This window comes from Luteimonas sp. A649 (genome assembly GCF_054072735.1).
In genome coordinates, this window is the sequence record NZ_JBSVRQ010000001.1 from 969,591 (window position 1) to 995,900 (window position 26,310).

The following is a 26,310-nucleotide window of genomic DNA, read 5'->3' on the forward strand; positions in this document are numbered from 1 at the left end:
CGCCGTGATCGCGCCCGGGGCAGGCTGTGTGGCGCGGTATCATTCCAGCTTTCCCCGGAGCCACGCACATGAAAGTCCTCGTCACCGGCACTGCCGGATTCATCGGCAGCCACGTCGCGCTCAAGCTGCTGGCGCGCGGCGACGAGGTCATCGGCTTCGACAGCCTCAACGACTACTACGACGTCAACCTGAAGAAGGCGCGCCTGGCCCGCTTCATGGACCAGCCGGGCTACACGCACGTTCAGGCCGACCTGTCCGACCGTGCGGCGGTGGAAGCCGTGTTCGCGCGCCACAAGCCTGACCGGGTAGTGCACTTGGCGGCGCAGGCAGGCGTGCGCTACGCGGCCGAGAACCCGCATGTGTACGTATCGAGCAACGTCACCGGCACGCTGCACATCCTGGAAGGCTGCCGCCACCACGGCGTGCAGCACCTGGTGTTCGCGTCGACCAGCTCCGTGTACGGCGCCAACCTGGCGATGCCGTTCAACGAGCATCAGGGCACCGAGCACCCGCTGACCCTGTACGCGGCCACCAAGAAGGCCAACGAGATGATGGCGCACAGCTACGCGCACCTCTATGGCATCCCGTGCACCGGCCTGCGTTTCTTCACCGTCTACGGCCCGTGGGGACGGCCGGACATGGCGCTGTTCCTGTTCACGAAGGCGATCCTGGCCGGCGAACCGATCAAGGTCTTCAACCACGGCCACCACCGCCGCAGCTTCACCTATGTCGACGACATCGTGGAAGGCGTGGTGCGGGCGCTCGATCGCGTGCCGGCCGCCGACCCGGCCTGGGACGGCCAGGCCCCCGATCCGGGCACCAGCGGCGTGGCGCCGTACCGGATCTACAACATCGGCAACGAAGAGCCGGTGGAGCTGCTGCGCTACATCGAAGTGCTGGAGCAGTGCCTGGGCAAGAAGGCGGTCATGGAACTGCTGCCCCTGCAGGCCGGCGACGTGCCCGATACCGAGGCCGATGTGTCGGCCCTGGTCCAGGACGTCGGTTACCGGCCGTCGGTGGGAGTGGAAGAGGGCGTCGCCAACTTCGTCCAGTGGTATCGCGACTACTACCGGTAAGTCGCTTCTGACGCGTGGCGGTAATTGCTCCCGCGCGCTGCGTCAGCAGGCTGCATCAGCGAGCTCGCTGCATTGCAGCAAAAGCACAGAATAACGCCTGTGCCGCCGCTGTCACCTTGCGTATGCACGTAGCGTGGCAGGGTGTGCCCTCACGGCGCGCGCCGTCCGGTTTGCCAGACGGTCACAAACAGTTGGTACGTTGTTTGCTTGGAAGACTCGCGACCGGTCGCGCGCGTCCCGCCGACTGCCGCGGGAACGAATGGAGTCGTATGGAGTTGTTGCTGGAAATAGGTGTGTTTCATGCGGTGCTCGCGGCCGGACTGGCGTGGGCCGTGCTGAAGCTCCTGCATCCGTGGGCGCCGCGCCTGAACCTGCTCGACTTCCCCCAGGGCCGCAAGGACCACGCGCATCCGACGCCGATCATCGGTGGCCTGGCGATGGTGGTCGGCTTCCTGGTGGTGATGGGCCTGGCCGTGCCGGGACACGCGCCTGCAACGATGCTGTCGTTCACCGTCGCTTCGTTGCTGCTGGTGGGCGTGGGCCTGTACGACGACCGCTATGACCTGCGCTGGTACTGGCGCGTGGTGGCCCAGGTAGTCGCCGCACTGATCATGATCTACGGCGCCGACGTGCGCATCGAGAACCTCGGCGGCGCGTTTGGTATGGGCGACCTGGGCTGGATCTCGGTGCCGTTCACCGTGTTCGCCACGGTGGGCATCATCAACGCCATCAACATGGTCGACGGCGCCGATGGCCTTGCGGGTTCGCTGGTTGCAGCCTGTCTTGCGATGCTGGCCGCTGCCGCGCTGTACGCCGGCAACCCGTCGCTGGCCCGCATCTCGCTGGTGGTCGCCGGCGTGGTGTTCGCCTTCCTGCTCTACAACATGCGCTTCCCGTGGCAGCAGCGGGCCAAGACCTTCATGGGCAATGCCGGCAGCGCCTGGCTTGGCCTGGTGGTGGCGTGGGTGGTGTTCCGCCTGACCCAGAACTCCGGACACCCCGTGAATCCCGTGCTCGCGCTGTGGCTGATCCCGATCCCCGTCATGGATTGCCTGGTGCTGACCGTGCGTCGCACCCGCGAAGGCCGCTCACCGTTCTCGGCCGGTCGCGACCATATCCACCACTTCATGCAGGACGCGGGTTTCGGCCCCACGCAGTGCGCCGTCGCGCTGGCGATCTTCAGCCTGTGCACCGGCCTGGTCACCGGCCAGCTGATGCGCATGGACGTGCCCAACAGCCTGATCCTCGTGGGCTTCCTGGCGCTGTGCGTGGGCTGGTATGCGCTCAGCTCCAATCGCGCGCGCACCCTGCGTTTCTTCGCGGCCATCCGCGCGCTGCCCGTGTTCCCCGCCGTGCGGACACCCGCCCCGCGCGCTGCTGCGGCCCAAGGCGGCGGCGATGCCGCCGATGCCGCCCCGCAGGAGGGCCCGTCCACCGGATCCGGCAGCGGGTCGGCCGACGACGACGAAGAGCGCCCGCGTTTACGCGACGTCGCCTGAGCGTACGAGCGGGGCTTGAAGCCCCGACGCACATGCCCGGGTGGCGGAATCGGTAGACGCAGGGGACTTAAAATCCCCGGGCCGCAAGGCCATCGTGGGTTCGAATCCCACCCCGGGCACCACAGCTTTGCATCCAACCCGTGTGGCGGCCCGATACCGAGGCCGCTGCAACCCGCTTCGTGCGTTTGACCGGGATGCGTGCCTGCAACCAGGCCGCACCACCGGCCCGGGTGGCGAAACCAGGTATACGCAGGAGACTTAAAATCTTCCGGCCGCAAGGCCATGTGGGTTCGATTCCCACCCCGGGCACCACTCGCATTCGCGGCGCGACTGGCTGCCTGGATGCGGTGTGTGTGTGATCATTGGCTCCGCGCCGCCCGGGCGCGTGACCGCCTGTTGTGATCGATGACCTACCGCCATTCCGCCTGGTTTGCCTGCATCGTCGCCACGCTCGCTGGCATCGCGCTCGCGCTCACGGTGTCGTGGCACTGGTGGTGGCTTGCGGTTGTGGCCGGGGCGCTTTCGCTGCTGGGCCTGGCCGATGTCATGCAGCGCACCAGCACGCTGCGGCAGCTGTATCCGGTGCTGGCGCACTTCCGCTACGGGCTGGAGTCGGTGGGGCCTGAAATCCGCCAGTACTTCCTCGAGCGCGATACCGAGGAGGTGCCGTTCTCGCGCGAGCAGCGGGCGCTTGTGTACCAGCGCGCCAAGCGCGAGCAGGACACGGTGCCGTTCGGCACGATCCACGATGTCTACGGCAAGGACTACGAGTGGATCAACCACTCGCTGGTGCCCACGCACCTGGCCGACCATGACTTCCGGATCCGCATAGGCGAGGAGGGCAGTGCGCCCTATGACGCCAGCGTGTTCAATATTTCGGCGATGAGCTTCGGCTCGCTCTCGGCCAACGCCATCCGGGCGCTCAACCTGGGCGCGAAGCGCGGTGGCTTTTATCACGACACGGGCGAGGGCTCGATCTCGAGCTACCACCGCGAACACGGCGGCGACCTGGTGTGGGAGGTCGGTTCGGGCTACTTCGGTTGCCGCGATGCGGAAGGGCGCTTCGATCCGGAGCGCTTCGCGGCCAATACCGCCGACCCACAGGTGAAGATGATCGAGATCAAGCTGTCGCAGGGCGCCAAGCCCGGGCACGGCGGCATGCTCCCGGCGGCAAAGGTGACGGCGGAGATCGCGCTGGCGCGCGGGGTGCCGGTGGGCGTGGACTGCGTGTCGCCGGCGCAGCACTCGGCGTTCGGATCACCGATCGGGCTGCTTGAGTTCGTGGCCGCGCTGCGCCAGCTGGCCGGCGGCAAGCCGGTGGGCTTCAAACTGGCGATCGGCCATCCCTGGGAGTGGTTCGGCGTGGCGAAGGCCATGCGCGAGACCGGGATCCTGCCGGACTTCATCGTGGTCGACGGGGCCGAAGGCGGAACGGGCGCGTCACCGGTGGAGTTCATGAACCACATCGGCGTGCCCATGAACGAGGCGCTGATGCTGGTCCACAACACCCTGGTGGGCGTGGACCTGCGCGACCGCGTTCGCGTGGCCGCGGCGGGCAAGATCACCAGCGCATTCGACCTCGCGCGCACCATGGCGATGGGCGCGGACTTCTGCAACGCGGGCCGCGCCTTCATGTTCGCGCTGGGCTGCATCCAGGCGCGCAGCTGCCACAACGACCTGTGTCCGACCGGCATCGCCACCCAGGATCCGCGCCGCTGGAAGCACCTGGACGTGGAGGCCAAGGCCGACCGCGTGGCCCACTACCACCGCAACACGCTGGTGGCGTTCCGCGACCTGCTGTGCGCGGCGGGCCTGTCGTCGCCGGCCGAGCTGGGTCCCGAGCACATCGTGCGCCGGATATCCGAGATGCACGTGAGCTCGCTGGCCAATGTCTACCAGTTCCTGCAGAAGGGCGAGCTCCTGGCCGGCGTGCCGGAACGGCATGCGGTGTTCAAGAACTACTGGGAAATGTCGCGCCCCGACACCTTCGCGCCACCGCCGAGCGTGCTTGAGATGCGGATGTCAAAGAGCCACTGAGCCGCGCCGCTCTTGTGGGAGCCGCTATAGCGGCGATCAACGCCGCAGCAGCGCCGATAACAACAGGCCACGCAACACCTCGCCATCGCAGCTATAGCTGCTCCTACAACGGCGTGCCGGAATCTTCCATCCGGTTGACGATTGCCGTGGCGGTGAGGTCGGCGCTGACGTTGCCGACCGTCGAGAACATGTCGGGGATGTTGTCCACCGCCAGCAGCAGCCCGAGCGGCTCCACCGGCAGTCCCATCGCCTGTGTCACGGGCAGGTTGTTGGTCATGAAGCTGACCTGCCCGGGCAGGCCCACCGAACCCATGCTGATCAGCGCCGAGAGCACGATGGCGGTGGCGATCAGCACGCCGCCCAGCTCGATGCCGTACATCCAGGAAATGAAGCTCACCACGCCGATGTACTGGACGGGGCTGGTGATGCGGAACAGCGACACCGCCATCGGCAGCACCAGCGCGGTCACGTGCAGCGGGTAGCCCAGGCGGGTGCGCGCGCAGTCGATCATGGCGGGCAGCGAGGCCAGCGAGGACTGGGTGCTGCCGGCGATCACCTGCGCCGGGAAGATGCCGACCATGAAGCGGCGCACGGGCTCCTTCGCGGCAAGCCGCGCCACGCCGTACAGCAACACGGTGACCATGATGTACAGGGTGCACAGCAGCAGCACGTACCAGCCCAGGGCACCGAGCACCGCGAGTCCCACGCGCGCGCAGACCGCGAGCACCAGGGCGAACACGCCCAGCGGCGCCGCCCACAGCACCCAGCGCACGACCACGATCATGGTGTCGGCGATGCCCTGCACGAGTTCCAGCAGGCGCGTGCGGCGTTCGGCATCGATGCGCGTGACGGCGAAGCCGAAGAACAGCGAGAACACCACCAGCGGGAGCATGGCGTTCGCTGCCGCCGCCGCCAGCGCATTGCTGGGAATCACGGTGGTGATCCATTCGCCAAACGAGGGCGCGCGGCCGATGACGGTCACGTCGGCGCCAATGGCGAGGCGGAAGCCGTCGACCAGCGCCTGGTCGCGCGGCACCAGCGACAGCAGGCCCGGCGCCATGAAGGCGGTGAACGTGCCCGACGCGATCAACAGCACCGCGAACACAGCCATTGCCCGGCGCGCGGTGCGGCCCGAGGCCGCGGCGTCGGTGGCGGCGTTGACGCCCAGCACCACCAGCGCCGCCACCAACGGCACCACGGTCATCTGCAGCGCGTTGAGCCAGAGCCGGCCGATCGGCTGCACGAGGTCGGCGGCGCGGGCACCGAGCACCGGATCGTTGTATGAGAGCAGGAGGCCGACGATGGCGCCAAGCGCGAGGGCGATCAGCACGCGGGCGGCGTTGGAGATGCGGGGCATGCTCAGTGGTTCCCGCCGGGCGATGCGGCAATCGCCGCTATAGCGGCTCCCACAAAAGCATGGGCTCCCACAAAAGCCGGGGTTCCTGCAGTTGCGTGGTTTGTGGGAGCGGCTACAGCCGCGATCAACCTTGCGGGGACATAACGTTGGTATTCGCTCATGCCCGCATCATCACTCGATCGGCGCCGCATTTTCCACCAGCATCCGCAGGTGGGCCTCGTCCTCGCACAGCAGCAGGAACACCAGGTCCAGCAGGTGCTGCAGTGCGGCCTGGTAGAGCAGCAGCTCCACCTGCGGCCGCGGGTCGTGGGCGCTCACCAGCAGCGCGATGTCGGCATGCGCGCGCAGGGCGTTCGCGGTGTGGCGGGTAATCGTGACCACGTGGCCGCCACGCTTCCGGAACAGGCGCGCGGTGTGGCACAGCGCTGCCTCCTGCCCGTGCTCGCACAGCACCAGCAGCACGTCGCCGGGCGCGGTGGACGAGGTGCCCACGGCCATCAGCGCCGGGTCGAAGAGATGGATGGCGGTGCGGCCGATCAGCGCCAGCTTGATCGCGATCGCGCGCGCGTAGAGGCCGTCGTGGGCGACGCCGATGGCGTAGACCTTGCCCGCGGCGCGGATCGCCTCGGCCACCGCGGCGATGTCGGTATGTGCGTTGAGCGCCCGGGTGACCATGACCGCCTCGCCCTTGGCCCGCCACAGGGACTCCGCGAGCAGGGCGCCCGGGTCGTCGCCGCGATCGGCTTCGGTGGTTTCGGCGTCGTCGCCGTTGGCGGATTCGCTCCGCGCCAGCGATTCGCCGATGGAGAACTTCAGGTCCGGATAGCCCTTGAAGCCGAGCTTCTGGCTGAACTTCACCACGCTCGACTGGCTGATCCCGAGCGCATTGGCCAGCTGCTGCGAGGAGTAGTCGCGCAGCAGGTGGGCGTTCTCGATCATGAAGTCGGCGATGCGCCGCTCGATGGCGGACATCCGGTCGCGCTCCCCTCTGATCTTCGCCAGCGGCGGCATGGCGCGGTCAGCCTGCCGCCAGCGGCTCGAGTCCGCGGACGGAGCGGATGCCCAGCCCCGGCGCATCGGAGATCGCAATCTCGGACTCGTTGAATTCCACGCCGCCCTCGACCGGATCGAAGGTGCACAGCGAAGGTCCGTCAAGATCGACCTTCGTGATGATGCCGGCCTTGGCCACCGCCAGGTGCACCGCGGCGGCGACGCTGATCGCGGACTCGATCATGCAGCCGATCATGCACTCCACGCCGTGCACGGCGGCGATGTCGGCGATGCGCACGGCGTTGGAAATGCCGCCGGTCTTCATCAGCTTGATGTTGATGATGTCGGCGGCGCGGCGCTGGATCAGGTCGATCACTTCGGCCGGGCCGAACACGCTCTCATCTGCCATCACCGGCGTGTGCACGCGCTCGGTGACGTACTTCAGGCCTTCGATGTCGCGCGCGGGCACCGGCTGCTCGAGCAGTTCGAGGTGGATGCCGGCATCTTCCAGCGCGTGGATGGCGAATACGGCCTGCTTCGGCGTCCAGCCCTGGTTGGCGTCGAGGCGGAGCAGGGCGCGGCCGTCGACCGCGGCGTGGATCGCCTTGACGCGCTCGATGTCCAGGCCGATGTCCTTGCCGACCTTGATCTTCAGCGATTCGAAGCCGCGGTCCACCGCCGCCAGCGAGTCGGCCACCATCTTGTCGATGTAGTCGACGCTGATGGTGAGGTCGGTGGTGACCACGGGATCGCCGCCGCCGCCGAGCATGCGGTAGAGCGGGGCGCCATAGAGCTGTGCCCACAGGTCGTACAGCGCGATCTCGACCGCGGCCTTGGCGCTGGTGTTGCGCTCCATCGCGCCCTGCACCAGCTGCACGTTGCGGTTGAGGTCGGCGATGTCGCGCCCGATCAGCCGCGGGCCGATGACCTTGCCGATGGCTTCGATGATCGAGCCGTGCGTATCGCCGGTGATGACTGCGGTGGGCGCGGCCTCGCCGTAGCCGATGCGGCCGTCGTCGGTGCGGATCATCACCACGATATCTTCGACGGTATCGACGGTGCGCAGCGCGGTCTTGAACGGCGTTTTCAGCGGGACCCGCAGCATGCCGAGCCGGATGTCGGTGATTTTCATGGACGTGTGGGCTCGCTCAGGGGCGGATGCGCTGGATGCTGGTGAGGCGGTCGATCGTGGGCGTGGTCGCGTTGCTCATCATCGGCACGACCGGCGTCACCACCACGCCGTTGAGATGCAGGCGTACGAGCTCGTCGGCGCCTTCGGGCTTCCAGCTCATGCCGCTGGTGTCGTGGATGACGAAGGGCTCGCCGTCGACGTGGCCGATCACCATCATCACGTGGCCCGGCATGTAGACCAGATCGCCGGGGCGCGCTTCACGCAGTGCGTGCAGGCGGGATTCGTGACTGTCGCCAGCAGCGAAGGGCAGCCGGTTGAGCGCCGGACTGACCGCCTGCGCGCTGGTATTGCGCGGAATCAGCACGCCAAAGCTGCGGTAGATCTCGGACGCGAAGCCGCTGCAGTCGCGGGCGTTGTACGAATGCCCCCAGCCATAGCGCTCGCCGAGGAACTTGAAGGCCTGGCGGATGATATTGGCTTCGGTCAGCGGCAGGTAGTTACTGGCGACGTCGGCCGAGCGCGGCAGCAGCGCGGGTGCGAACGACAGCGCGCCGTCCTCGCCGCGCACCGGCAGCTCGATCACGTGCGCGGCCGCGGCCAGCTGGCCGTTGACCTCGTCCATCGCCGGCCAGTCGGCCAGCACGGGCACGCGCACGCCCATTTCCAGCTGCACGTCGGAAACGCCGGGATTCTCGGGCGTGTAGGCGGTGCGCGCGGTGGCGCCGGTCACCACCAGGAAGGGCGCGCGCCGGCCCCATTCGAAGATCGCGTCTTTGTCGCCCTCGGCCACGTACTGCTTTTCGATCCACGCCGCATAGCGCTGGCTGACGACGAAGTACCAAGCGCCGTCGCGGCTTTCGTGCACGACCACCACCGGGTCGCCGGGGAACAGCGCGCTTTCCTGGAAGCGGTCGATGTCGGTGTCGCCGGCGGAGTGGAACACGCGCAGGCGGGTGGGGAAGGCGCGCAGGTCGGCGCGGCGGACGACCATGCCGTAACGCGCCGCTTGGCTGTCAGGCACAGCGTCGAGCGCGAGGTTCGCCTGGATGCGTTCGAGGTCGCCCTGGGTGACGGGCTTGCCGTGCACGTCGAAACGCTCGCGCTCCGACAGCGCGGACAGTGATTCGATCCAGTCGCGCACCCGTGCGCCATCGATCCGGGCAGGCAGCGCCTCGAGGCCATGGATGGACGCATCTTCGGCATGCATGCGCGCGTTCTGCGCCGCGATCTGCGCGGGCGTGAGGATTACCCGGTCAGGCTCAGCGAGCGCGGCGATCCAGTGATCGGGCGTGAGGTGGGCTTCCGCAAGACCGGGAACGGCAAGCGGTGGCGGCGTTGGAGCGGGCTCGCGCGCGGCCGCGGAGGCCGGCAGTGCAAGCAACAGGCTGAAGAGCAGAGCCGTGAATCGCATGGATCGTCCCCTTCCCGGCAGTTCGATGCGGGAAACCATCATGGAATACATCATTCAAGGAAATCAATCGAAAAGAATAAATTATTGACGCTCCATGAAGGCCATGTTACACAGCCCTCAGCAGCACCCCCGGGGCGAGGAGAGACGCTTCTGTGATCGCCGCACGCAAATCCGACCTGAAGGCGCAAAGCGCTGGCCCACGCCGAACGCCACCCGCGTTCGCACGCGCCATCGCCCGCGTTCTTGCAGGAGCCGCTTTTGTTGGAACCGCTTTTGTGGGAGCCGCTATAGCGGCGACATCTCCCACGCCGGTCATGGCTGTTCCGGCATCCGGAGAAAAGCTCGCGGCTATAGCGGCTCCCACAGGAGATGTAGCGGCTCCCACAGAAGGGGATATCGGCGCGGCCGCCATCGACATCGGCGCGCGCCTGGCTGCGCCGGAGGCGATCGTGCAGCTGGTGGATGCCGGTGACTTCAAGGCTGCGGATGCGGCGATCACTGCGGCGCTCGAGGATGCATCGCTGTCGTCGGACCAGCGCATGGGACTGGAGTTCCAGCGCGAGCGCATGCGCCGGATCCTGATGGATTTCCGACTTGACGAAGCGGGCGCCAAGGCGCGCCTGCGCCGCGATATCCCGGACATGACCGACGCCGAGTTCGCGCGCTGGGATGCCGCGGGCCTGGTCGAGGCGCGCGTGATCGATGGCGAGCGCCGCTGGTTCAACCGCGGGCCGTCCAACCTCTATCGGCTGAGCGAGGAGGCGCGTGGGCGCCGGTCCACGCCGCTGAAGTTTTACGACAGTCCGCTGGAAGCCGCGCACCCGCACCATGTCGAGGTGCGCGAGGCCGCGCTGGCCACCGGCGAGCACGCGGTGGCGCCGCGACGGGTGCGGGTGACACAGTCGCTGACGGTGAAGCCCGACGCGGTGCCGGCCGGGGAGACCGTGCGCGCATGGCTGCCGTTCCCGCGCGCGATCCCCGGGCAGCAGGAAGACATCCAGCTACAGGCGACGGTGCCCGCGAGCCACCAGCTCGCGCCCGCATCCACGCTGCAGCGCACCGTCCACATGGAAGCGCCCGCGGTGGCGGGCGAGCCCACCGAGTTTTCGGTCACCTACGAACTCACGATCAAGGCGCAGTACGTCGATATCGATCCCGAGCGCGTGGTGCCTGCAGGGATCACCCCGGAGCTTGCGCCCTACGTGGCCGAGCGCGCGCCGCATGTGTTGTTCAGCGATGCGATGCGCCTGAAGTCGGCGCAGGTCGTTGGGGACGAAACCAATCCTTATCGGATCGCGCAAAAGCTGTTCGCCGCCGTCGACTCGATTCCCTGGGCCGGCGCCCGCGAGTACTCGACCATCACCAACATCGGCGAGCACGCGCTCGAGCAGGGCCACGCCGACTGCGGGCAGCAGACCCTGCTGCTGATCACCCTGCTGCGCATGAACGGGATTCCCGCGCGCTGGCAGTCCGGATGGATCTTCTCCGACGGCGAATACAACAACATGCACGACTGGGGCTGGATGTACCTGGCCCCGTACGGCTGGGTGCCGATGGACGTCACCTTCGGGCGCCTGCCTGGCGCGGACGCCGGGATCGCCGGGTTCTACCTCGGCGGCATGGATGCCTACCGCATCGCCTTCAACGACGATTACTCACGCGAGTTCGTGCCGGCCAAGCGGCATTCGCGTTCGGAGACCGTCGACCTGCAGCGCGGCGAAGCGGAGTGGGAGGGAGGGAACCTGTACTTCGATCAATGGAGTTACGACTTCGAGTGGCAACTGCTGCCACCGGTCACGGATGAGAACGCCTGAGCCAACCATCAGCCAACACCTGTTCCGGGGAGAAATCGCAATGAAGGGCAGCCATACCAAGTTCCGCCGAGCCGCACTGTGTATCGCGTTGGGGGCGTGCCTGTCGGCGATGACGCCGGTGGTGATGGCGCAGAGCGCCACGGGTTCGGTGGCGGGCTATGCCAACGCCGGTGACCAGATCATGATCACGAACACCAGCACCGGACTGACCCGCACCGTGACGGCGGGATCGGATGGCAGCTACCGCCTCGGCCAGCTCCAGGTCGGTGATTACGACCTGCAGGTGATGCGGGGCAGCCAGGCGGTGGGTGATCCGATCAAGGTCAGCGTGTCGCTGGGCGGCACCACCACGGTCAACGTCGGCAGCGAAGGCGGCGTGGCCAACCTGGCCGCGGTGACCGTGATCGGCGAGCGCGTGGTGAACCGCGTGGACGTGCGCTCCACCGAAACCGCCACCAACGTGACCCGCGAGGAGATCCTGCGGCTCCCCGTCGACCAGAGCCTCAGCTCGGTCGCACTGCTCGCGCCGGGCGTCATGGGCGGCAACTCGTCGTTCGGCGGCATTTCCTTCGGGGGCTCGTCGATCGCCGAGAACTCGATCTTCATCAACGGCCTCAACGTCACGGATTTCTATCGCCGCCATGGCTACTCGACGGCGCCGTTCGCGTTCTACCGGGAGTTCCAGGTCAAGACCGGCGGCTACTCGGTGGAGTTCGGACGCAGCACCGGTGGCGTGATCAACGCCGTGACGCGCTCCGGCGGCAATGAGTTCCAGAGCGGCATGGAACTCACCTTCGAGCCCAGCGCGTGGCAGAGCAGCGGCGACGACCATTTCTACGCCGACGGCAGCGTGAACGTGCGCTCGAGCCACGACCGCAGCAGCTTCACCAAGGCCAACGTCTGGGCGTCCGGCCCGATCGTGAAGGACAGGCTCTTCATGTTCGCGATGTACGAGCAGCGCGAAAGCACCTCCGGCTTCACCAATGCGAGCGGCAGCAGCTGGAGCGAGCGCGATGGCAGTAACGGCTTCTGGGGCGCGAAGGTCGACTGGAACCTGTCCAACGACCACCTGCTGGAGCTCCTCGCGTTCTCCGACGAGGGCGATTCGGACACGCTGCTCTACAACTACGACTTCGACACGCGCGAGGTCGACGACGCCGCGCCCACCCTGTCCAACACGTCGAACGGCGGCAAGAGCGGATCGCTCACCTACACCGGGCACTTCGGCGAGAACTTCACCGCCAAGGCCATGTACGGCATCAATCGCAGCACGAGCTTCCTGCGTTCCCCCCAGGACGCGCTCTGCAGCTGGGTCTCCTACAACAATGCCTCCTACGGCGAAGTCTTCCGGGGCATGGGCAGTCCACCGCTCGGCTGCCATCCCGGCTCCAACGTGGTCTCGCACGAGGACGAGCGCAAGGCCATGCGCCTGGACTTCGAGTGGACGCTGGGCGACCACCTGCTGCGCTTCGGCTGGGATGACGAGCTGATGACCACCGACCGGGTGACCTTCTACCCGGGCGACGGCGTGCAGTACGTCGCGTACGGCCGGACCAGTCCCACCCAGGTGCTCGACAACGGCACCCCCCTTCCGGTGGGCGTGGACGCCTTCCTGATGGCGCGCGAACGCGCGGACGGCGGCGTCTTCGACATCGAGGCCAGCGCCTACTACCTGGAGGATGTCTGGAGCATCACGCCGAACCTGCTGATCAACCTCGGCCTGCGCGTGGACACCTTCGACAACAAGACCGCGGCCGGCGACAGCTTCATCAAGATGGATGACCTGGTCTCGCCGCGGTTCGGTTTCTCCTGGGACGTGAAGGGCGACGGCACCACCAAGTTCTTCGGCAACCTCGGCCGGTACTACATGCCGGTCACCAGCATCATCAGCTACAACTTCGCCGGTGGCCTGCTCGACGAGCGTACGTTCTACGAGCTGCAAGGCTGGAGCCCCGCGATCAACCCGGTGACGGGTGCCGACTACATGGCGCCGATCATCGGGCCGCAGATCGGCCCGGTGGACGACCAGTTCAACATCAGTGTCCGCGACTACCGCCAGAGCGTGGACCGCGACATCGACGCGGTGTACCAGGACGAGGCCATCCTGGGCTTCCAGTCCATGATCAACCAGGCCTGGTCGTGGGGCGTCAACGCCACCTACCGGCGCATGCCCAACGCGCTCGACGACGTCCGCATCAACGCGTTGTGCGGCGTGCGGCACGGCACCTTGTGGCCGATCGCGAACCCGGGCGACCAGCTGACGCTCTGGGGCACCACCGACATGGGCTGCGCCCAGGATGGCTGGGTGACGATCGACACCTCGAAGGAGGGTTACATCACCGTCGGCAGCGACCGCGTTATCGGCTACTCCAAGCCGAAGCGTACCTACCAGGCGGTCGAGTTCCAGATCGACCGCGCCTGGGACGACAAGTGGGGCTTCAACGCGTCCTACACCTGGTCGAGGTCCGAGGGCAACCACGAAGGCCCAGTGAACTCCGACACCAACTACGGCGACACCGGCATGGTCCAGCACTGGGACCATCCGGCGAACAACGACCGTTATGGCGACCTGTTCAACGACCGCCGCCACCAGATCAAGATGCGCGGCAGCTACAAGTTCAACGAGATGTGGAGCGTGGGCGGCACGCTGACCGCCATGTCGGGCGGTCCGATCACGGCGTTCGGCGTCACCTGGCCCGACGAGGACTTCGCGGCGGCGAGCTTCACCAGCGAGGGCAGCGGCGGCGGTACCGGCTGGCTGTGCGTGGCCCGCTGCTCCGGCGAGGACGAGAACGGGGTTCCCTATACCTGGCGGGACCGCGTGTTCGAGCGCACCGAGCGCGGTGCCTTCGGCCGCATGCCGTGGACCTACAACGTCGGCGCGAACGTCACCTGGACCCTGCCGGTCGACAACATCGACCTGAAGGCCCGGCTGTCGGTGTTCAACCTGCTCAACGACCAGGAAGTGGTGAACGTGCGGGCCCGCTACGAGGGCAACCCGGGCGAGCGCCGCGACACCTTCGGCACCGGGACGCGCTGGCAGTCCCCGCGCTACACGCAACTGGTGGTCACGTGGAACTTCTGATGCCTGCGTCCGGGCATCGGTGATGATCGGGCGGACCGTCGCCGGCGCAGGCCGGCGGCGGTTTCGTCCGCTGCGGTGGAGTGGTGCAACGTGAATCCCAGGTCGGTCCCCTTCGCGGCCACGCTGTTGGCCGCTTTCTTTTGGCTCCCGGCAGCGGCGCCGGCCGCTCATCCGGCGTCGCCTGCGATCACCGCGGCGGTGGATGATGCGGTCGAGCGTTACGGTTTGCCGGGGATTGCCGTCGGCGTGGTGGGCGGCGGCGAAGTGCGGCAGGTGGAACTGCGCGGCGAGGCGGCCGCCGGGAGCGGCCAGCCGATCACCGGCGACGCGCTGTTCAAGGTGGCGTCCAACACCAAGGCGATGACCGCGGCGCTGCTCGCACGCCAGGTCGATGCCGGCCTGCTGGCCTGGGACGATCCGGTGGTGAAGCACCTGCCCGGCTTCCGCATGCACGAGGATTGGGTCACGCGCGAAATACAGGTGCGCGACTTGCTGGTCCACAACAGCGGCCTGGGCCCCGGTGCCGGCGACCTCATGCTGTGGCCCGAGCCCAACGCGTTCACCCGCGACGAAGTCATCGCGGGACTGGCGCACCTGAAGCCACTCTGGAGCTTCCGGTCGCGCTACGCCTACGACAACACCCTGTACATCGTGGCCGGCGAGGTGGCGGCCGCCGCGGGCGGCGCACCGTTCGACGTCCTGCTGCGGCGCGAAGTGTTCGAGCCGCTGGGGATGGTGGGCTGCCGCATCGGCGAGTGGCGCGTGGCGGAGGCCGGCCCCGTCGCGGCGCCGCACGCATGGCGCGACGGCGCCTGGGTGGCGCGCCCGGACGGCGACGTGGTCGCGGACATGCCGATGGCCGCAGCCGGCGGTGTGCGCTGCGGGCTCGGCGACATGCTGCGCTGGATGCAGGCTTGGCTTGACCCGGACACCCTCGGCGCCGACGGCAAGCCGTGGCTGTCACAGGCGCAGCGCGAGGCCGCCTGGACCGCGCACATGCCGATGCCGCTGTCGCGGCGCATGCGCGAGTGGAACCGCAGCCACTACTCGGCGTACGGCCTGGGCTGGCGCCTGAGCGATGTCGACGGCACCCAGAAGGTGGCCCACACGGGCACGCTGTCCGGGATGTATTCGGCGGTCACCCTGCTGCCGGAGCTGGGCGTCGGGTTCGTGATCCTCATCAATGCCGAGGCCGGCGACGCGCGCACGGTGCTCGAGCAGGCGCTGTCGAAGCAGTTCACCGCCGATGGCATTGGAAGAGATGGGGACACGCCTGGCGCAGCGTCGTCGGGCCTGGTGGAGCACTACGCCGGCCTGCTGGCCGCCGAGCGGGCCAGGGCCGCCGCTGCCACGGCCGACGCGGACGATGTGCCGGCCACGGATCCCGTTCGCCGTCCTGCGACGGCCGTTGAAGCCGCAACCTGGCTCGGCCGCTATCGCGATCCCTGGTTCGGCGAGGCAACGGTCTGCATGGCCGGGGAGGGCGTGCGCTTCGAGTCCATGAAGTCGCCGCGCCTGTCCGGCCCCGTCCTCTTCGCTGGCGAGCGCCTGGTGGTGGATTTCGACACGCTCGGCAGCGATGCCGACGCCTGGATGGACTTCGCCGCCGGGACGGACGGGCGGGCGGTGCGGCTGGCCATGGCCAAGGTGGACCCGGACGCGGACTTCAGCTACGACTACGAAGACCTCGCGTTCGAGCGCATCGGCGACTGCGACTAAGGTCCATACCCGCCTGCGCACCGGTATGTGACAGGCCGCACGGGGTGCCGGAAGGCGCTCCGTTACCATGCTGCATGGCAGCATTACGGATCCGCTGCTTCCATGGAGAGGGAGCATGACGGATATTTCCGAGAGGGGCCGGTACAGCGTGGACGTCGAGGACGCTGCCACACGGCGCGCCGTGACGCTCGACCCGGGCGCCGAACCGGCGAATCCCCTTCCTTTCGACGTGGAAGCGCTCTGCGCCATCGTCGGCGACGAGCCGGCCGTGCTGCTGGAGATCGTCGCGTGCTTCGACACGGTGGCCACCGGCATGCGCGCGGAACTGCTGCGGGCGGCCGCGGATGCCGATGCCGCTGCGGCCGCCATGCTGGCGCACCGCTTGAAATCGTCTTCGCGTTCGGTCGGGGCCCTGCCGCTGGGTGCCCTGTGCGAGACGCTGGATGAGCACGGCGAGGCAGGGCGCAGCGACATGGTCGCGCCGCTGGTGGCGGAGGTTGTTGACGCAATGGACGCGGCGCTGGCCGCGATGCGCTGCTGGCGCGGGGCACAGACCCCCGCAGCGGTGCAGATGACGAGGTACGCGCTTTGAAGATCCTGGTAGTCGACGACGATGATTTCACCACCCGGCTGCTGCATATCCAGCTGCGGGCGATGGGCCTGAGGGACAGCGGCTTTTCAACCATCGAGCTCTGCTCGTGCGGCGAGGACGCGATCGGGCGCCTGTCCGCTGATCCGGGCGGATTCGGCCTGGTGTTCTGCGACCTGCGCATGCCGGGGATGGACGGCGTGGAGTTCGTGCGGCACCTCGCCGCGATGGGCTTCCGCGGCGCCCTGGTGCTGATCAGCGGGGCCGACCCGCGCGTGCTGCAGGCGGTCGAGCAGCTGGCGCGAGGTCAGGGCCTCGACGTGCTGGGCAGGCTGACCAAGCCGGTGCAGCCCGCCGAGCTGCGCGCCCTGCTGCAGGCGCGCGGAGCGGCGGTTGTTCCGGCGCTGGAGGCCGGCGCGCCCGCGCCTCCGTTCTCCGCCTCCGACGCCGCGGCGCTCCAGGCCGCGATCACCGCCGGCGAGCTGTTCAACCTTTACCAACCCAAGGTCGACCTGCGCAGCGGCGAAGTGGTGGGCATCGAGGCGCTTGCCCGCTGGCAGCACCGCGCGCGCGGCATCGTCATGCCCGCCGAGTTCGTGCCCTTGGCCGAGGGCGTCGCGCTGGCGCTCCCACTTGCGCGCGTCGTGCTGGCCAACGCGCTGCACGATGCGCGCCGCTGGAGCGCCTCCGGACGATCGCTGGACGTCGCAGTGAACGTGTCCATGGCCAGCCTGGGCACGCTGGACTTCCCGGACCGCGTGGCCACGCTGGCGGCTGCCGCGGGGTTCCCGCTGGAGCGGCTGGTGCTGGAGCTCTCTGAAACCCGCCTGCCGGCGGAGGCGCACGCGCAGCTCGACATCATGACCAGGCTGCGGCTCAAGGGCGTGCGCCTTGCGATCGACGAATTCGGCACCGGCTTCTCCAACCTGGCGCAACTGCGCGACATGCCGTTCTCGGAACTGAAGATCGACCGTGGCTTCGTGCGCGGGGCGGCGGGGGATCCGTCGCGCCGCGCCATCGTGCAGGCCGCGCTCGCGCTCGCGCGCGAGCTGGACGTACAGGCGGTGGCGGAAGGCCTCGACGCCATCGAAGATCTTGCCTGCCTGCGCGCGCTGGGCTGCCACCTGGGCCAGGGCGCGTTGGTGGGGGAGCCGATGCCGGCTTCGGACATCGCCGCGTGGCTGGAAGCGTGGCCGGGCAGGCGGGACGGGCTGCTCGCCGCGTAGCAACGAAAAAGGCCACCCGCGAAGGTGGCCTTTTTCGTTGGATCTGGTGGGCGGTGCAGGGATCGAACCTGCGACCCTTGCCGTGTGAAGGCAATGCTCTACCGCTGAGCTAACCGCCCGGATTGGCCGCGCAGTATACAGCAGCCAGGCCGGGTCCCCGCAAGCCCCGGAACGCGTTTTTGCAGGCACCGGGCAGGCTTCCGGGCGCTTCACCCCCGTCTCACCGGGCGCCGCTTAGCGTCGGGAATCAGCTCCCCGACGCGAGGCGACCATGGCAAGACCGATCTGGACCGGGACCCTCAGCTTCGGGCTGCTGAACGTGCCGGTATCCCTGATGTCCGGCGAGCGCCGGACGGACATCAGCTTCCGCATGCTCGACTCTCGCGACAACAGCCCGGTGCGCTACGAGCGGGTCAATGCCGAGACCGGCGAGGAAGTGCCCTGGAAGGACATCGTCAAGGCCTTCGAGTACGACAAGGGCAGCTACGTCGTACTCGAACAGGACGACATCAAATCGGCGGCGCCCGAGAGCCACGAGACCGTTGAAGTGGAGGCCTTCGTCGATGCCGACGATATCCCCGCGCAGTATTACGAGAAGCCCTACATCCTGGTGCCGGCCAAGAAGGCGGAGAAGGGCTACGTACTGCTGCGCGAGACGCTGCGCGACACCGGGCGTGCAGGCATCGCGCGCGTGGTGGTGCGTACCCGCGAGTACCTGTGCGCGGTGCTGCCGCAGGGCGACGCCCTGGTGCTGATGCTGCTGCGCTATCCGCAGGAGCTGGTGGATCCCGCCGAGCATCGCCTGCCCGAGGGCGCGACCGGCGAGTACCGCATCAGCGAAAAGGAGCGCGAGATGGCGAAGCAGCTCATCGAGTCGATGAGCGGCGAGTGGGATCCGTCGGGCTACAAGGACGAGTTCCGCGAGCGACTGGAGAAGGTGATCCGCGAACGGATGAAGTCCCAGGGCGTGGTCGCCAAGCCCGATGACGACGACCACGACACCCCGGCGGATGCCGCCACCAACGTGGTCGACTTCATGGCGCTGCTGCAGGAGAGCATCAGCAGCAAGCGCCGCACGCCGGCGAAGAAGGGCGGCAAGCAGGCAGAGACGGCCGCGAAGAAAGTGGTGAAAAAGGTCGTGAAGAAGGCGGCGAAGAAGACTGCCGCGAAGGCCACGAAGAAAAAGACCGCCAAGGCGGCGAAGAGCGCATCTCGCAAGGCGGGTTGACGCGGGGGCGCGGAGCGCGCCGCGTCGGGTCATGCGCGCCCCCGGGTGGCGACGCGACGCCACCCGCACACCGTACGACGGTGCGCCAACGCGGCCGCGGGTAGCGTCGCGGTGAACCTTGTAATGGAGACGTTCGATGGCAACCAAGAAGGCGGGCAAGAGCGATGGCGCGAAGAAGACCGTCGAACGCCAGCGGGACATCCAGAAGAAGTCAGAGGCTGACGCGAAGCGGGCGAAGAAGAACGCTCCCGCCAAGAAGAAGCCCGCCCAGGCCGGATCCCGGCGCCAGCCGACCATCATGCCTGCGCAGCACCTGCCCAAGCCTGGCAACGAGCACGCGCTTGAGCTGGAGCCGCGCTTCCAGGCCCCGGATTACGCGGGCAGCGGCAAGCTGGAAGGCATGGCTGCCATCGTCACCGGCGGCGACTCGGGCATCGGCCGGGCCGTGGCCGTGCTGTTCGCGCGCGAAGGCGCGGATGTCGCCGTGCTGCACCTCGCCGAAGACGCCGACGCCGAGGAGACGCGTCGCCATGTCGAAGCCGAAGGCCGCCGCTGCCTGGTGATCGCCGGTGACGTGCGCGATCCGGAGTTCTGCAAGAAGGCCGTGGGCCAGGTCGCCAAGGCATTCGGGCGCCTGGACGTGCTGGTCAACAACGCCGCCTTCCAGCAGCACGTCGAGCGCCTGGAGGACCTGGACGACCGCCACCTGCAGGAGACGCTGCAGACCAACATCGCCGGCTATTTCCACATGGCGCGCGCCGCGCTGCCGCACATGGAGGAGGGCGCCAGCATCATCAACACCGGCTCCGAGACCGGGATCTTCGGCAACCCGAAGCTGCTCGACTACTCGGCGACCAAGGGCGCGATCCATGCCTTCACGAAGTCGCTGGCGAGCAACCTGCTCGGGCGCGGCATACGCGTGAACTGCGTGGCGCCCGGACCGGTGTGGACGCCGCTCAATCCGGCCGACAAGGCGGCGCCGGACGTTGCGGAGTTCGGCAAGGACAGCGACATGGGCCGGCCGGCGCAGCCGGAGGAGATCTCCCCCGCCTTTGTGTTCCTGGCGTCGCCGGTGATGTCGTCGTACGTGAATGGCGCGATCCTGCCCGTCATGGGCGGGCCACGCGGATAAGCCGCGAAGGGTTCAGACCACGCGCTGGATCAGGTGCACGAGGCCGTACAGGATGCCGCCGATCAGCGCGCCCACCGCGGTGCCGTTGTAGCGGATGAACTGCAGGTCCGAACCCACGGCCAGCTCCAGTTCGCGGGTGAGTTCGTCCGCGCTCCACTGGTGCACGCGCTCGACGATGAAGTCGCGGATGCCTTCCCGGTAGCGCTCGACCTCCGGCAGCACCAGGTCGATGACGCCATCGTTGATCCAGGCGCGCATGTCGTCGTCGGCCGCGAGCCGGCTGCCGAGCTCGGCACCCACGCTTGCGATGCGCACGGAGATGGCTGAATCCTCACGTTCCACGTCCTCGCGGATCCAGGTGGCCAGATCGCGCCACAGGCTGCGCAGGTAGCGCGAGAGGTCCGAGTCATCGATCAGCTGGTCGCGGAAGGCGTTCACGCGTTCGCGCAGCGCCGGGTCGTCTTCGAAGCGCAGGATCAGGCGCTCGAATTCGGCGCCGATGCGCTGGCGCATCTCGTGGTCCCGGTCAGCGGCCATGTCGTTGACCATGCCGGTCATGCCCGCCACCAGCTTGCCGGCCACCTTGTCGGCCACGACACCCTCGAGCTTCAGGTAGCGCAGCACCTTCCACAGTTCGCGCGACGCCATTTCCGATACGCGTTCGTGGGTGCCCGGTGAGGCCAGCACTTCGCCGGCATAGGTCAGGCCGGCATCGACCAGGGCCTGGTGCCGGCCTTCGTCGGTGAGCTGCCGCAGCACCACCGCGACCACGCCCGACAGATCCACCTGGCGCAGCCGGGTGTCGGCCAGGCGATGCAGGAAGCGGTGCAGTTCCTCGCTTTCAAGCGCGTCGAGGATGCGGGGCAGGGCGTTCGCCAGCGCCCGCCCCATGGTCTGCGAGAACGCGGAGTCGGCCAGCTTGCCCGCGATCGAGCCCGCGATGTCCATCGTGCGCAGCTTGTCGGCGACCTGCCGGGTGCCGAGGAAGTGGTCGCAGATGAAGTCGGCAAGGCTCGCCCCGAGCGCGTCCTTCTTCGACGGGATGATCGCGGTGTGCGGGATCCAGCGCATGCCCAGGGGGTGGCGGAACAGCGCCACCACCGCGAACCAGTCCGCGAGGCCGCCGACCAGGGCCGCTTCGAACACCGCGGCCAGGAAGCTGAAGGCCCAGTGCGGATGCGTGGCCTCGAAAACGGAAACCACCGCCAGGCCCAGGCCCGCAAGCCCCAGGAGCCCGAGTGCGATGGCTTTGCGGCGCCGGAGCGCTGCTTCGCGTGGGTCGGGGAAGGGCGGCATCGGGACAGGGTAGCGCGGGCGCAGCAGCGGGCGCGCGATGGCGCCGACACGGGGATTGAAAATCCCCGGGCACAAAAAACCCGCAGCAGGTGCGGGTTCCGTATCGCCTTGAAATCAATGGTGGCCGGGGAGGGAATCGAACCCCCGACACGGGGATTTTCAATCCCCTGCTCTACCAACTGAGCTACCCGGCCACTGGCGAGCCCGCAATGATACGGGAGCCTGCGGCGGCGAGGCAAGACCAACCATTGCCTGAACGGGCATTGCCGGTCCGCCGCGTTTCCAGTTGGACCTGGGCAATGATCGGGACGGGCAATCGAGCCGCCATGCGGCTAAAGGAGGGAGTCATGCAGCACTACAGGATGTTCGTTGTCGCCGCGGCGCTGGCCGGTTCGATCGGACTGTCGGCATGTGCCAGCAGTGGCATGAGCCCGGACCAGAAGCTGGCGACCTATCAGGCAGCCGCGGGCGAGCCCGTCAAGAGCTTCCGCTACTTCGGACGCATCAGCGGCTGGACGTCGCTGGACGATCGCAACATCGCGGTCTGGACCCGGGCCCAGGAGGCATGGCTGCTCTCGTTCAACGGAAGCTGCCGCGACGTGGAGTGGGCATCAGCCATCACCGTGACCCACCAGGGCAACAGCGTGTACGCCGGCTTCGACAAGGTGGTGGCGCTCAACAGCGGATCATCGGGCTTCCCCTGCCGGATCGATGAGATCCGGCCGCTCGACACCGCGAAGATCAAGTCGGCGGAGAAGACCGCCCGCGAAGAGGCTCAGGCCTCGTCTGCGGGCACGTAACCGGCGGGTTTATCGGCCCCACCGCCGAACAGGAACTTTTCCATCTCGCGTTCCAGGAACGCACGGTGCTCGCGGTCCATCGGTGACAGCCGGTTCTCGTTGATCAACATCGTCTGGTGCGCGAGCCACGCGCCCCAGGCGGTTTTTCCGATGCCGGCGAACACGCGCTTGCCGAGTTCGCCCGGCCAGGGGATGAAGTCGAGGCCTTCGGTCTCGCGCTTCTCGTATTCGCAATGGACGATGCGGCTCACGGCTGGTTCTCCTGGGGCGGTCCGAACTGCGCCTGGATGAGCGTCCTCACGGGCGCGGGAATGCCGAGGCCGGCAAGCGCGCCGCGCGGGACCCAGCGCAGGTCTTCATTGTCGCGCACCGTGGCCGCAGTGGCGACCGCGTGCCAGCGCCTCGGGTGCATCTTGAAGCGGTAGTGGCTGAAGGCGTGGGCGATGGTGTCAAGCACCTCCCCTTGCGCGTAGTCGCCATCGATGTGGGCCTTGAACCACGCCCGCGCCGCGTCGCAGTCGTCCGCCTGCGGCAGCGACCAGAGCTGCGCCCAGACGCCGGTGGGTGGTCGGCGCTGCAGGAGGACGCGGCCTTCGGCGTCGCGCAGCAGCAGCAGCGTCGCTTCCTTCGTGGGGAGCGGTTTGCCGGGCTTCGGCGTGGGCAGGTCTTCCGTGCGTCCCTGCGCATACGCCGTGCAGCCGCCCTGCAGCGGGCAGTCCGTGCAGGCAGGCGAATGGCGCGTGCACAGGGTGGCGCCGAGGTCCATCTGCGCCTGGGTGTAATCGGCCAGTCGCGTGGACGGAAGATGTTGTTGCGCCAGCTGCCACAGCTGCTTCTCGACCGTCGCCTGCCCCGGCCAGCCTTCGATCCCGTGGTAGCGCGAGAGCACGCGCTTGACGTTGCCGTCGAGGATCGCGAAGCGCTCGCCCCAGGCCTGGGAGAGGATGGCGCCTGCGGTGCTGCGGCCGATGCCGGGCAGGGCGACCAGGGCAGCAAAGTCACGCGGGAGTTCGCCACCGTGCAGTTCGGCGCAGGTTCGGGCGGCGGCATGCAGGTTGCGGGCGCGGGCGTAGTAGCCAAGCCCGGACCAGAGGCCGAGCACGTCGTCCAGCGGCGCCGCGGCAAGCGCCGCCACGTCGGGCAGGGCGGCAACGAAACGTTGGAAGTAGGGCGCAGCCACGCGCACCTGGGTCTGCTGCAGCATGATCTCCGACAGCCATACGCGGTATGGCGTGCGCGGGTGCTGCCAGGGCAGGTCATGACGGCCGTGGACGTCGAACCAGGCGAAGAGCGGCGCTGCGAAGGTATCGGCCGGTGCCGCAGTCACGGCGCATCCTCCGGTTCGATGGTGATCTCGACGCCTTCCAGCACGCCGCCGGGGATCTCGATGCGCGGCGCGGTGGCACGGGCGCGCAAGGGCGGCAGCGGGGAGCCCGTGGCGCTGGCGTCCATCCAGTCGAGGATCTCGAAGATGCGTGCCTCGGCCTGGGCGCTGACGCTGTCACGCTCCATGCGGAGGACAAGGGGAGTGGACAGGTCGGATGCGCCCGCGTAGGCGAGTTCGATGGCGATGGGTGAAGTGGATGCACCAAGCGGCGACGGAAGCGCGGGCCAGGCTCGCGGCCAGTCCGGCAACGTCCCTTCGAGCTCCAGCAGCAACGCGCGGCCCAGCGCCGCGCGGCCGTGCGCATCGAACATCGGCACGATGCCTTCACCGCGCAGCACCACGGTGGCCGGTACGAGCGTCCATATGCTGTCGCGAAGCCGCAGTGGGCCGTGCGCGCCCAGGGTGAATTGCAGGGGTGTGCCTTCGCCGCGGTACTCGGCCGACGCCCCGAAGCGCAGCGGGGCGACGTGCCAGGCCGCATCGTCGGCACGCAGCGATCCCGAGGCGGTGACGAAGGCGGGAAGCTCCCAGTCATCGTGTTCCACCCGCATGTGGCCGCGGACGCCGACGCCGGCACCGTTGGCCGGATGCGTTGCCGCGAGATGCAGGTCGAAGTGGACCAGCGTGGGCGGTGCCATCGCCAGGGTGCCGCGGATGTCGGCGGCCAGCGGCGCGTCGGGTGCGAAACCGGGGAGTCGCAATGCAAGGCCACGCAGTTCCCAGCCCTCGGCCAGTACGCGACCGTCGCTCACGGTGATGCCGTCGGAGAGGGTCGGCAGGCTGCCGTCGCCCGGCGGGCGGGAGGCCAGCCACGCCTGCAGTCGCGGCAGGTCGAGCACGGGGGCGTCAAGCTGGATGTGCTGCAGTACCAGCGGGGCACGACGGTCGCGCACCGTGGACCAGGGAAGTGACACCAGCACGCGTGCGGCACGGAGCAGTGGCTCGCCGTCTCCCCGATCACGTACGACGACATCGTGCACTTCAAGCATCGGCGTCCCGCGCAGCCGGTACCGGGTGTCGCCTTCGAAATCGATCTCGAGTCCCAAGCCGTTGCCTACGCCGTCCAGCACCAGGCGGGCGAGGCGCTGCGGCTGCATCAGCATTGCCGCCGCCAGCATGGCGAGCAGCAGGACGACAGCGGCGACGCCCGCGGCGAGCGCGAGCCCGCGGCGGAGCTTCACGCCCCCAGCGCCTCCGGCAGCAGGGCGTCGACGAAGGCCTCGGCATCGAATACGCGCAGGTCCTCGGGGCGCTCGCCGATGCCGGCGAAGCGGATCGGGATGCCGAACTCGCGTGCCAGCGCGAACACCACGCCGCCCTTGGCGGTGCCGTCGAGCTTGGTGACCACCAGCCCCGTGACGGCCGCGGCCGCATGGAAGTGGCGCAGCTGGCTGAGCGCGTTCTGGCCGGTGGTGCCGTCGATCACCATCAGCACTTCGTGCGGGGCGCTGCCATCAAGCTTGCCGAGCACGCGCTTGATCTTGGCAAGCTCGGCCATCAGCCCCTGCTGGGTATGCAGGCGGCCGGCGGTGTCCGCGATCAGCACGTCGGTGCCGCGCGCGCGGGCGGCCTGCAGGGCGTCGAACGCCACCGAGGCGGCGTCGGCGTCCTGGCCCTGGGCGATCACGGCCACGCCGTTGCGCTCGCCCCAGGCCTGCAGCTGGGCCACGGCGGCGGCGCGGAAGGTGTCGCCGGCGGCCAGCATCAGGGCGTGGCCTTCGTCCTTGTAACGCTTGGCGAGCTTGCCGATGGTCGTGGTCTTGCCGACGCCGTTGACGCCGACGGTCAGGATCACGAAGGGCTTCACGGCGGCATCGATCGACAGCGGGCGCGCGACTGGCTCGAGCATCGCCACCAGGTCGGCGCGCAAGGCGCTGCGCAGCGCGGGCACGTCGGCGAACTCGCGCGCCTTCATGCGCTTGCGCAGCGAATCCACCAGCGCGGTGGTGGCGCTGATGCCGACGTCGGCGATGAGCAGCGCGGTTTCGATCTCGTCGAGGAGGTCGTCGTCCAGCCGCGGGTTGCGGGAGAACAGGCCGCCGAGGCCGCGGGCGATGCCGCTGCCCTTGAGGCGGTCGCGCCAGCCGGACTTGCCGGGCGGGGCGGGCGGCTTGTCCTGCGTGGTGGTGGCGGTCGTGCTTGTCGCCTGGGTTACTTCCGGCGGTGGCGGAGCGGGCGGCGGCAGCGGCACGGGGGTCGCCGGGAGCGGAGCCGCCATCGGGGGCGGGACGATGGTTTCAGGCGCTGGAGCAGGTGCATCAAGCACTTCGGCCGCTTCAACGGCGTCAACGGCTTCAACCGTTTCAACCGTTTCAACCGCCCCAACGACATCCACATAGGCGACATCAACCGATTTCGCCGCGGCGCCCATCGCCCGTGCCGCCTCGATGGCTTCGGCGGCCGCGCTCAACGAAGTGGTGTCGTCCTTCCCATGCTTGGCCTTGTCGGCGTCGGGTTTCCAGCGGCGGAAGAAGCTGACCATCGCGAACGGACCGGGGATAGGAAAGGGGAGGGTGCGCAGCGTCGCGCAAG

The 26,310-nt window shown here is 68.4% G+C and carries 20 protein-coding genes and 4 tRNA genes; 13 read left to right on the top strand and 11 right to left on the bottom strand.

All coding sequences use genetic code 11. From position 1 onward, the window contains the following. The first annotated feature begins 68 nt into the window (after positions 1 to 68). The 5 genes from ACW5E8_RS04600 to ACW5E8_RS04620 all read left to right on the top strand — a co-directional run bounded on the left by ACW5E8_RS04600 (position 69) and on the right by ACW5E8_RS04620 (position 4,612). Complete coding sequence (locus ACW5E8_RS04600; RefSeq protein ID WP_456964302.1) at positions 69 to 1,076, top strand: NAD-dependent epimerase; 1,008 nt, start codon at positions 69 to 71, stop codon at positions 1,074 to 1,076. A 293-nt stretch (positions 1,077 to 1,369) separates the two neighbouring features. Next, positions 1,370 to 2,575: an MraY family glycosyltransferase gene (locus tag ACW5E8_RS04605; RefSeq protein ID WP_456964303.1), complete on the top strand. Its 1,206-nt coding sequence runs from the start codon at positions 1,370 to 1,372 to the stop codon at positions 2,573 to 2,575. 34 nt (positions 2,576 to 2,609) lie between these two features. Further along, positions 2,610 to 2,697 (top strand) — tRNA-Leu (locus tag ACW5E8_RS04610). Positions 2,698 to 2,799: 102 nt separating this feature from the next. Continuing rightward, a tRNA-Leu gene (locus ACW5E8_RS04615) sits at positions 2,800 to 2,887 on the top strand. Positions 2,888 to 2,980: 93 nt separating this feature from the next. Beyond that, positions 2,981 to 4,612, top strand: a complete 1,632-nt coding sequence (locus ACW5E8_RS04620) for an FMN-binding glutamate synthase family protein (RefSeq protein ID WP_456964304.1) — start codon at positions 2,981 to 2,983, stop codon at positions 4,610 to 4,612. 103 nt (positions 4,613 to 4,715) lie between these two features. Here ACW5E8_RS04620 and ACW5E8_RS04625 read toward each other — a convergent pair whose 3' ends face one another. From ACW5E8_RS04625 to ACW5E8_RS04640, 4 genes are all read right to left on the bottom strand, one after another. Further along, entirely contained in the window at positions 4,716 to 5,969 is a 1,254-nt protein-coding gene (locus ACW5E8_RS04625; RefSeq protein ID WP_456964305.1) for a dicarboxylate/amino acid:cation symporter, read from the bottom strand. A gap of 171 nt (positions 5,970 to 6,140) precedes the next feature. Continuing rightward, positions 6,141 to 6,980, bottom strand: coding sequence for a MurR/RpiR family transcriptional regulator (locus ACW5E8_RS04630; protein WP_456964306.1), 840 nt, complete (start codon positions 6,978 to 6,980; stop codon positions 6,141 to 6,143). A 7-nt stretch (positions 6,981 to 6,987) separates the two neighbouring features. Next, complete coding sequence (locus ACW5E8_RS04635; RefSeq protein ID WP_456964307.1) at positions 6,988 to 8,091, bottom strand: dipeptide epimerase; 1,104 nt, start codon at positions 8,089 to 8,091, stop codon at positions 6,988 to 6,990. A gap of 16 nt (positions 8,092 to 8,107) precedes the next feature. Further along, positions 8,108 to 9,502, bottom strand: coding sequence for a C40 family peptidase (locus ACW5E8_RS04640; RefSeq protein WP_456964308.1), 1,395 nt, complete (start codon positions 9,500 to 9,502; stop codon positions 8,108 to 8,110). A 314-nt stretch (positions 9,503 to 9,816) separates the two neighbouring features. Between ACW5E8_RS04640 and ACW5E8_RS04645 the strand changes: the two genes are divergently transcribed. The 5 genes from ACW5E8_RS04645 (at position 9,817) to ACW5E8_RS04665 (ending at position 17,935) form a co-directional block, all read left to right on the top strand. Continuing rightward, the gene (locus ACW5E8_RS04645; RefSeq protein WP_456964309.1) at positions 9,817 to 11,316 is read left to right on the top strand and encodes a transglutaminase-like domain-containing protein; all 1,500 of its coding nucleotides are present in this window, start codon (positions 9,817 to 9,819) and stop codon (positions 11,314 to 11,316) included. A 40-nt stretch (positions 11,317 to 11,356) separates the two neighbouring features. Then, complete coding sequence (locus ACW5E8_RS04650; protein ID WP_456964310.1) at positions 11,357 to 14,401, top strand: TonB-dependent receptor; 3,045 nt, start codon at positions 11,357 to 11,359, stop codon at positions 14,399 to 14,401. 90 nt (positions 14,402 to 14,491) lie between these two features. Continuing rightward, positions 14,492 to 16,120, top strand: coding sequence for a serine hydrolase (locus ACW5E8_RS04655; protein ID WP_456964311.1), 1,629 nt, complete (start codon positions 14,492 to 14,494; stop codon positions 16,118 to 16,120). A gap of 67 nt (positions 16,121 to 16,187) precedes the next feature. After that, positions 16,188 to 16,712, top strand: a complete 525-nt coding sequence (locus ACW5E8_RS04660; RefSeq protein WP_456964312.1) for an Hpt domain-containing protein — start codon at positions 16,188 to 16,190, stop codon at positions 16,710 to 16,712. Continuing rightward, on the top strand, positions 16,709 to 17,935 hold the full coding sequence (locus tag ACW5E8_RS04665; protein WP_456964313.1) for an EAL domain-containing response regulator: 1,227 nt from the start codon (positions 16,709 to 16,711) through the stop codon (positions 17,933 to 17,935). Before ACW5E8_RS04660 ends, ACW5E8_RS04665 begins: the two co-directional genes overlap by 4 nt. 44 nt (positions 17,936 to 17,979) lie before the next feature. Here the strand turns inward: ACW5E8_RS04665 and ACW5E8_RS04670 are convergent. Continuing rightward, positions 17,980 to 18,054: transfer RNA gene (locus tag ACW5E8_RS04670), tRNA-Val, on the bottom strand. Positions 18,055 to 18,206: 152 nt separating this feature from the next. On the opposite strand from ACW5E8_RS04670, the gene ku reads away from it, so the two are divergent. Continuing rightward, positions 18,207 to 19,163 carry a non-homologous end joining protein Ku gene (gene ku / locus ACW5E8_RS04675; RefSeq protein ID WP_456964314.1) on the top strand — a complete coding sequence of 319 codons (957 nt, stop codon included), beginning with the start codon at positions 18,207 to 18,209 and terminating at the stop codon, positions 19,161 to 19,163. 136 nt (positions 19,164 to 19,299) lie between these two features. Further along, on the top strand, positions 19,300 to 20,295 hold the full coding sequence (locus tag ACW5E8_RS04680; protein WP_456964315.1) for an SDR family oxidoreductase: 996 nt from the start codon (positions 19,300 to 19,302) through the stop codon (positions 20,293 to 20,295). A gap of 12 nt (positions 20,296 to 20,307) precedes the next feature. On the opposite strand, the gene ACW5E8_RS04685 is transcribed toward ACW5E8_RS04680, so the two are convergent. Both ACW5E8_RS04685 and ACW5E8_RS04690 read right to left on the bottom strand, forming a co-directional pair. Next, positions 20,308 to 21,591: a DUF445 domain-containing protein gene (locus ACW5E8_RS04685; RefSeq protein WP_456964316.1), complete on the bottom strand. Its 1,284-nt coding sequence runs from the start codon at positions 21,589 to 21,591 to the stop codon at positions 20,308 to 20,310. A gap of 118 nt (positions 21,592 to 21,709) precedes the next feature. Next, positions 21,710 to 21,785, bottom strand: a tRNA-Phe gene (locus ACW5E8_RS04690). Between the two features lie 153 nt (positions 21,786 to 21,938). Between ACW5E8_RS04690 and ACW5E8_RS04695 the strand changes: the two genes are divergently transcribed. Further along, positions 21,939 to 22,391 carry a DUF6491 family protein gene (locus tag ACW5E8_RS04695; RefSeq protein WP_456964317.1) on the top strand — a complete coding sequence of 151 codons (453 nt, stop codon included), beginning with the start codon at positions 21,939 to 21,941 and terminating at the stop codon, positions 22,389 to 22,391. On the opposite strand, the gene ACW5E8_RS04700 is transcribed toward ACW5E8_RS04695, so the two are convergent. The 4 genes from ACW5E8_RS04700 to ftsY are packed head-to-tail and all read right to left on the bottom strand — an operon-like array spanning position 22,367 to position 26,260. Beyond that, entirely contained in the window at positions 22,367 to 22,642 is a 276-nt protein-coding gene (locus tag ACW5E8_RS04700) for an oxidative damage protection protein (protein ID WP_456964318.1), read from the bottom strand. The genes ACW5E8_RS04695 and ACW5E8_RS04700 overlap by 25 nt on opposite strands. After that, positions 22,639 to 23,718 (bottom strand): A/G-specific adenine glycosylase, encoded by a 1,080-nt coding sequence (mutY, locus tag ACW5E8_RS04705; protein WP_456964319.1) that lies wholly within the window; start codon positions 23,716 to 23,718, stop codon positions 22,639 to 22,641. Before mutY ends, ACW5E8_RS04700 begins: the two co-directional genes overlap by 4 nt. Further along, positions 23,715 to 24,959 (bottom strand): hypothetical protein, encoded by a 1,245-nt coding sequence (locus ACW5E8_RS04710; RefSeq protein WP_456964320.1) that lies wholly within the window; start codon positions 24,957 to 24,959, stop codon positions 23,715 to 23,717. The genes mutY and ACW5E8_RS04710 overlap by 4 nt, the downstream gene beginning before the upstream one ends. After that, a complete protein-coding gene (gene ftsY, locus ACW5E8_RS04715) occupies positions 24,956 to 26,260 on the bottom strand; it encodes a signal recognition particle-docking protein FtsY (protein ID WP_456964321.1) in 1,305 nt (434 codons plus the stop codon). Before ftsY ends, ACW5E8_RS04710 begins: the two co-directional genes overlap by 4 nt. Positions 26,261 to 26,310: the final 50 nt, after the last annotated feature.